The sequence below is a fragment of the Caballeronia temeraria genome (assembly GCF_001544795.2).
Lineage (GTDB): Bacteria > Pseudomonadota > Gammaproteobacteria > Burkholderiales > Burkholderiaceae > Caballeronia > Caballeronia temeraria.
In genome coordinates, this window is sequence record NZ_FCOI02000055.1 from 22,668 (window position 1) to 28,976 (window position 6,309).

Annotated in this window: 8 protein-coding genes and 1 pseudogene; 3 read left to right on the forward strand and 6 right to left on the reverse strand. The window is 59.5% G+C overall.

Features of this window, described 5'->3' with window-relative positions; genetic code table 11:
* The first annotated feature begins 6 nt into the window (after positions 1-6).
* The 3 genes from AWB76_RS37025 to AWB76_RS37035 all read left to right on the forward strand — a co-directional run bounded on the left by AWB76_RS37025 (position 7) and on the right by AWB76_RS37035 (position 1,684).
* A complete protein-coding gene (locus tag AWB76_RS37025) occupies positions 7-459 on the forward strand; it encodes a bactofilin family protein (protein ID WP_061165045.1) in 453 nt (150 codons plus the stop codon).
* Between the two features lie 702 nt (positions 460-1,161).
* Complete coding sequence (locus AWB76_RS37030) at positions 1,162-1,341, forward strand: CsbD family protein (protein WP_061127526.1); 180 nt, start codon at positions 1,162-1,164, stop codon at positions 1,339-1,341.
* 85 nt (positions 1,342-1,426) lie between these two features.
* Positions 1,427-1,684 carry a hypothetical protein gene (locus tag AWB76_RS37035; RefSeq protein WP_341845324.1) on the forward strand — a complete coding sequence of 86 codons (258 nt, stop codon included), beginning with the start codon at positions 1,427-1,429 and terminating at the stop codon, positions 1,682-1,684.
* A 44-nt stretch (positions 1,685-1,728) separates the two neighbouring features.
* On the opposite strand, the gene AWB76_RS37040 is transcribed toward AWB76_RS37035, so the two are convergent.
* The 6 genes and pseudogenes from AWB76_RS37040 to AWB76_RS37065 form a co-directional block, all read right to left on the reverse strand.
* Complete coding sequence (locus AWB76_RS37040; RefSeq protein ID WP_061165046.1) at positions 1,729-3,450, reverse strand: ATP-dependent helicase; 1,722 nt, start codon at positions 3,448-3,450, stop codon at positions 1,729-1,731.
* Between the two features lie 20 nt (positions 3,451-3,470).
* Positions 3,471-4,307 carry a hypothetical protein gene (locus AWB76_RS37045; RefSeq protein WP_061165047.1) on the reverse strand — a complete coding sequence of 279 codons (837 nt, stop codon included), beginning with the start codon at positions 4,305-4,307 and terminating at the stop codon, positions 3,471-3,473.
* 303 nt (positions 4,308-4,610) lie between these two features.
* A complete protein-coding gene (locus tag AWB76_RS37050) occupies positions 4,611-5,225 on the reverse strand; it encodes an IncC plasmid conjugative DNA transfer DtrJ family protein (protein ID WP_061165048.1) in 615 nt (204 codons plus the stop codon).
* Complete coding sequence (locus AWB76_RS37055; RefSeq protein WP_096031398.1) at positions 5,218-5,472, reverse strand: hypothetical protein; 255 nt, start codon at positions 5,470-5,472, stop codon at positions 5,218-5,220. Before AWB76_RS37055 ends, AWB76_RS37050 begins: the two co-directional genes overlap by 8 nt.
* Positions 5,429-5,947, reverse strand: a complete 519-nt coding sequence (locus AWB76_RS37060; protein WP_061165049.1) for a hypothetical protein — start codon at positions 5,945-5,947, stop codon at positions 5,429-5,431. The genes AWB76_RS37055 and AWB76_RS37060 overlap by 44 nt, the downstream gene beginning before the upstream one ends.
* An 11-nt stretch (positions 5,948-5,958) precedes the next feature.
* A pseudogene (locus tag AWB76_RS37065) lies at positions 5,959-6,237 on the reverse strand (TraM recognition domain-containing protein); the annotation flags it as partial.
* Between the last annotated feature and the right edge of the window lie 72 nt (positions 6,238-6,309).

Genomic DNA, 6,309 nt, shown 5'->3' on the forward strand with positions numbered 1-6,309 from the left:
ACTCACATGAAAACCGAACTCAACATCACGCTTATCGCGCCGGGCTGCGCCATCACCGGCGAGATCGTGGTCGACCACGGCGTGTCCTGCTTTGGCGTGCTCAACGGCGGCATCATTTCGACACAGGGTCTCTTGCACATCGGCGAAGGCGGATTCGTCAAGGGCAGCGCACAGGGCGAGCACGTGCGCGTCGATGGCCGGGTGGATGGCGACGTACACGCGCGCGGCTCGCTCGAAATCAATGGTCAAGTTTCCGGCGACATCTACTACAGCGGCACGATCCGCCTTGGTCCGCACGCCTCGCTCGATGGCACGCTCAAGCGCGTCGCACGCATGCTCACCATCGAAAGCGAACCGGTCGACGATCAGAGCCCGATCGCAGGCGTCCCGCTGACCGCGCCCAAGGCCGTCGAGCGTGAAGCCTCGAACGTGACCGACATCTCGCGAGCCATTGGCTGATTTTCCTCAACCGAAGGAACCGTTGATGACTGCAGCAGTTGATTTCTCACGCTCGTATACGTGGTGGTCACAGGTAGCATCAAGATCGTCGCCAGCTTGACGATGGCACTTGTCGCGTACCTCGTTGTTTTTCTGATATTGAAGCGCCGTATCGATAGCCGATTAGCGAATCTTGCGGGTAGCGCGATTTCAGGTTTTGCAGGAATTGGCGCGCTGTACATGTTCTTCGTTGGCCACTAACTTGGAAACGGAGAGTGCTGATCTCTTATAGGTCGATCGCCGCGAGCGATTCAATCAGGCCATTTTCGATCCCCCTGCTTTTTTTCGCAGGCGCCTGAACGTGCACCCACTCGAACCGATCTTCGACTTTCACACCACAACATGGGAGGCGGCGTCTCAAGAGGCGGCGTTCGAAGGTCGGTGTTTCTGCATGTTGGATACGGGCCGGATCCTAAATCGGGACGCGATGCCTCCCGCAACGCCGCACTGGAACCCCAGACTTCGACATCAGAGGATGCACGATGGAAAACCGCTTGTCTGATTTTGATTAGGGTTTATACTTAACTCGTCTCCTCCGTGTCTCCACTGATATGGATTTAGCCTGCCACGGCGCGGGCTTTTTGTTTTTTGGGAATCAAGACGGGTCCAGAGTTTGCTGAAATCTAAGCGTGGAATTCTCCACAGACACGACGGAGGCTGACCTTGAACAAGGACCAGGTGAAGGGCACGCTCGAAAAAGCGAAGGGTAAGGTCAACGAAGGCGTTGGCAAGATGACCGGCGACACCACGCAACAGGTCAAGGGCCAGGTGCAACAAGGTGCAGGCGAAGCGCGCAAGCAGTATGGCGACGCCAAGGAACAAGTGAAGAAGAACCAGCCGTAAGCTCTTTGCTTGAGCTTTTCTTCAAGGGAGCGCCGAATCGCACCACGCACGGCGCTCCCCGTGACCGTTCCACCCGACGAGGCTGATGATGTACCAACCTCACGTGCTCGAATTTAGTCACAGGCGCAGCCAAGGCCTGCAACGCACCTACAAAGTCACGCTCAATGTGACGCAGTTATCGTGCGGCGCGTTCGCCTATGAGTCCTGGGTGCATCACGAGGGTTCCTTCAAGGGAAACGGGATTGTCTTTCCCCTTGCGGCAGGCGACCTTGACAGCGCCATCTCAGAGGCGCGGGCTCGGATCGAGACGGACGTTGAGCAGCTTAACGGCGTGTCTGAATGAATGCGCCGCGACGTGTCTGCTGCTGTCTGGACTGGCCTAACAGGTTAAGCGGCCTGAGCGACCGCGATTTTCGCTTCGCCGACGAATTTCGACTCGAAATTCTTGCTCGTGCCGGAGATCATTAACGACTCGCGCGCACGCGTCATCGCCACGTAGAACAACCGCCGCTCTTCCGGCTCCGTCGATTTCGGATCAGGCACCACAGTCTCTTCGCTGCGTGCGATCCACACGTGATCCCATTCCAGCCCCTTTGAGCTATGCATCGTCGTGAGGATGAGCGCACCTGGCGTCGGCTCGTTATTGGTCTGCCGCAGGAAAAGAAGGCGTTCGGCGAATGTACCGGAAAGACGAGACAGCACGTCATCGGTGGCCTGAATTGCGCGAATCGCCGCCTCCTTCTTCGCATACTTCATCATCCATTCAGCGACGCCCGAAAGCGTCAACGAATGAAACTTGCGCTCGCACAGACTTTGCCACTCAGCGAGCCGCTTCATGAATTCGCGGTAGTTCGTGGCGACCTCCTCAGGCAGACCGAGGGCAACCAACTCGGCACGCCCCTTCTGTGTGAGCTCCGCCCCCATGTCCGCGTGTAGCGCCCGAAGCTGCTGCGCGGTCAGGCCCAGGTGAGCGAGCACCGCGTCGAGACCTGTATCCTTCACGCGCTCGACGATTTCGAGCAGATTGCACATGAGCGCGCCTTCCGGGCGGCTGAGCACCGAAGCGCCAGAGGCCCGGTAGTACTTGATGCCGTGCGAGCGGCACACGGCTTCCAGCGGGTCGAGGATGCGGTTTGTGCGGCCAAGAATCGCGCAGGACTGGCCCTTGGCGAGCAACGGACCGAGCACCTCGACGGCAGCGACTGCCTCCTCGTATTCGTCAGGATGACGCGAACTCAGCACGCTGCCGCCCGGACCTTTCTCCGCACGCAGCGTCTTTGCGATCCGATCGACGTTGTTACGAATGACCAGATCCGCCGCCGCCAGAATCTCTGAACGGCACCGATAGTTGCTGCCGAGCACGACCGGCTTCGCGGCAAACGCCTTGATGAACGACTCCATCCCGCGATAGCCGAGCGCTTCCCGAAACGCGTAGATACTCTGATCATCGTCGCCCACGACGGTGACGATCGACCCTGCCTTCGCATGAAGTTCGATCCAGCGGTATTGCAATGGATCCGTGTCCTGAAACTCGTCGACGAGCAGATAGGTGAACGGGTACGGCAGGATCGTGCCGTTTTCCATCCCTTCCACGGCCAGGCGCAACATGTCCTGGAAGTCGATCTTGCCGTTGCGCGCGAGCGCGTCCTGATAGGCGTGGTACAGCTCGCCGTCGCCAGTGTTGGGGTCGCACCGGCCGAAGTTCGTCTTGATCTTCTCGATCGTTGGGATGACGTCTTCGGCCTTCCCCTCGCGGCCCAACTCCTGCATCACACGGATGAGAAGACCAAGCCGATCGCCGTCGGACGCGATATCGAGGGGCCGCGCGCCGGGACGCTTAAGCTGCTTGAACGCAAGGGAATGGAAGGTGCCCGCGATCAGCCGCTTCTTCACGGCATCGCCGGCCGCCGTGAGAATACGCTCGCGCAGTTCGATGGCGGCGTCCTTGGAGAAGGTCACCGCGCCGGCCATCGCGGCGCTGTCCTGCAGCAGCAAGGCTGCTTTGGTGGCGATCGTCTTGGTCTTGCCCGCGCCCGGGCAGGCGATCGCCACGCAATGCTGACGCAACTGGGCGACTTCCCGTTGCTGGGGATTGAGTTCGTCCAGCATCCCGCCTCCTTTCGTGTCCTTTAGCTGCCGCGTACCGTCGTCATCAGCTTCAGGTGCGTCATGTACCCGCGAATGCCCAGCGGATTGAAGCGCTTGAGGAAGTTGACCGCTTCATCATCGACGTCCGATTGGTCACGAATGCCGTTCCACACCATGAAGTCGAAGTGATCCATCGCCCGGTCGAATTTCATGATTGCGCTCAGCACGCGCATCGAGAAACGCGAGTAAGCCTCGACCTCGATATCCATTGCCGGCATCGGGATCGTCGGCTCGAACACGAATTCCTTGTTGGCACGAAGCTCAGTCTCTTTCTGCTGGCGGAATCCTTCGGCCACTCGAAGCTGCTCATCGACATAGCCCTCGATGCCTGCCAGGAGCTTTTCCAGCGCGCTATTGACGACTTCTTTGTCGCTCTCGCCGAAGGTCGAGCGGCCGAAACGCTGCATGTTGATGCTCATGCGGTTGATGTACGGCCACCATTGCTCGAACAGCGGCTTGAGCCGCGTATGGTTCAGGCGCACACGCGCGGTGACGACCGCCGCACCCGACAACTGGCGATCCAGCAACTGACGGCCGATCTCGCGACGGCGCTTGATGATCGCGATACGCTCGGCGGCCGGCAGGTCACGGAACAGCTTGCGAGTCTTCGCTACCTCGGCGCGCTTCATGTTCGCGTCGTCAGTGGAGATCACACCTTCCTTCTGCAGACGGTCCGCATCCACCTCCATCTGGGTGAACTCGCGCTCCAACTCGCCGTCGTCGGCCCCGTCCGTCGTGAGCGGCGCTTCGGTCGTGCCTTGTTCCAGCGCGGCCAGCGCGACCTGATTGTCCTTTTCGGTTTCGACCACCGTGCTCATCTGCCTCTCCTGTCCAGACCCTTCGGTCCGCGTTCGTCACTTGGAAATAGGCAAGCGAATCGCGCTGCCCATAGTGACAATTGTTGCGGGGACAGGCGGGCCCGGACGGTCAAAACAGGTGTTATTTGAAGCGGCTTTCGTGGGCCGAGCCGCGAGTCGGAACTGTCACCTTGTAACAGTTGACAGGGCAAGATTGATGCGTGATGGGAGGGCGAAAAAAAAGAGAGCTACCTGGGTAGCCCTCTCACTGGACAAAGACGCAGTTTTTTGCGAGCTTTTCAGCCGATCACTTACGATCTGCTTTCACCGTGACGACTGGAACGACTCTGCCGCCTTCCAGAGCAATACGCCTAGCAACGCGGCCACGACGACCCAATAGCCCGCAAGTACCGGCAAGGGCACAACGAGCACGCCGAACAGCGTTCCGCTCACGAGCAACAGCCCGTGTCCCGCGAGATGGAACGACAAAGGACTGACGAAGCCGGCCGCTGACGCCTTGATCTTGCGACGCGCCGTGCCGTCGATGAACATGCCGAGCGAGAATAGCAGCGTACCCACGATCCACATCTTCATGACCATCGCGCGGAACAGCATCCGGTACACGAGCAGCCAGAAGTTCTCCGTCCACGTGTGGGCGAACGTCGAAAATCCGCCGTCGTTCATGCCGCCCACGTTACCGGACGCGTTGAGCGTGCGATGCAACAGGCCGCTGTCGACAAACGCATGGCGGAATGTCGCGTTTGCATGGCGCACGGCTTCATCAGCCCGCTCCTGCCCGACCGACGAGATCAAGGAACTCGTTTCGGCTTCCGGCACCTCGAACAGGCTTCGCTCAGGAATCGCGGGCATCACGGCGATCGAGAGCACCGGCACCAGCAGGAACCATACTTTCAGGTGCGACCCGAAGCGGCTAGCCATGCAGCACCTTAACGAGCATGAGCACCGGAACCGCAACGATCGCAACAAGGCCGCCCCAAAAGAGCGCTGGCTTGGTCTGCGCGATGGTCGCGAACGCATAGCACCGTGCGCCCGCGCCGTATGTGAATTCCTCGGGAACCGGCGCTTTGAGCTCGCCGTCGAACGCGCCGGCGACGTCGTATGCGCGTTGCGCCGTATGGGGATCAGCTCCCGACAGCTTCGCTATGATCGTAACGGTGAGCGACATCGTATTCCTCAAAGTAGCGGCGGAAGGCCTCGCCTTGCAACACACGGGAGGCCAACTGAAAAGCGGCAGTGCGCTCAGTAATGTGCTCCGGGCAGCGTTCGTCGACCATCTCGAATTCGTGATCGGCATGACGCTCTTCGAAAGCGGGAATCGCATCGATCATGGGGCACCAGACCGCGACCTTTTCACCACGCCGGGCGACGTACCGACGCGCGTAGAGCAACTTGGCCGGCTCGAACAACCCTTGCATGAAGGCGATGTGGGCGTTACCCGCGCGCTTCGCGCGCCTGAAGCCATCGAGCGCCGATTCGATCATCTCCGCGGCCAGCGGCCGCTTGTCTCCCATAAACCTCTCGCCAATGAAGTCGGTCACTCGCGAACAGGCAAGCTCGAGCTCCGGCGCGACGTTGAAAACCGGAATCAACCTGTGCGACAGCTTGTGATCGCGAATGATGTTTTTGTATGCAGCGGACATAGTCTTGAGTTTTAGCCTTCGATGATGGGAATTCGACCCTGATATACGGCGCCGCCTGAGATGCGCATGAAGTACTGCAGATTCGGTAGACTGTGAAGCAGCTTCACAGGAATGAGCGGCACCTTTTCGAGTTGGATCGAGCGCGACTGCGAGCCGCTGAATTCGAGCGCATGGGCCTCGGTCGTCGTGTTGGTGCTGTTCGAGACGTTGACCACCCGGATCGCCGTCTCGCCCACCTTGTCCGAGAACCACTTGGCGGTGTCGCTATCTTCCAATCTTAAGCATACCTGAACTGTAATCTAGTAACAGTTACACGCGATGGGGCTTTCTTCGCCTATATTTCGTGGCAGTCGTGTCGTTCA

Excerpts from the sequence above, each read along its gene's own strand:
- AWB76_RS37025 (WP_061165045.1), top strand. The coding sequence starts at position 7 with ATGAAAACCGAACTCAACATCACGCTTATCGCGCCGGGCTGCGCCATC.
- AWB76_RS37035 (WP_341845324.1), top strand. The coding sequence starts at position 1,427 with ATGATGTACCAACCTCACGTGCTCGAATTTAGTCACAGGCGCAGCCAA.
- AWB76_RS37040 (WP_061165046.1), bottom strand. The coding sequence starts at position 3,450 with ATGCTGGACGAACTCAATCCCCAGCAACGGGAAGTCGCCCAGTTGCGT.
- AWB76_RS37045 (WP_061165047.1), bottom strand. The coding sequence starts at position 4,307 with ATGAGCACGGTGGTCGAAACCGAAAAGGACAATCAGGTCGCGCTGGCC.
- AWB76_RS37050 (WP_061165048.1), bottom strand. The coding sequence starts at position 5,225 with ATGGCTAGCCGCTTCGGGTCGCACCTGAAAGTATGGTTCCTGCTGGTG.
- AWB76_RS37055 (WP_096031398.1), bottom strand. The coding sequence starts at position 5,472 with ATGTCGCTCACCGTTACGATCATAGCGAAGCTGTCGGGAGCTGATCCC.
- AWB76_RS37060 (WP_061165049.1), bottom strand. The coding sequence starts at position 5,947 with ATGTCCGCTGCATACAAAAACATCATTCGCGATCACAAGCTGTCGCAC.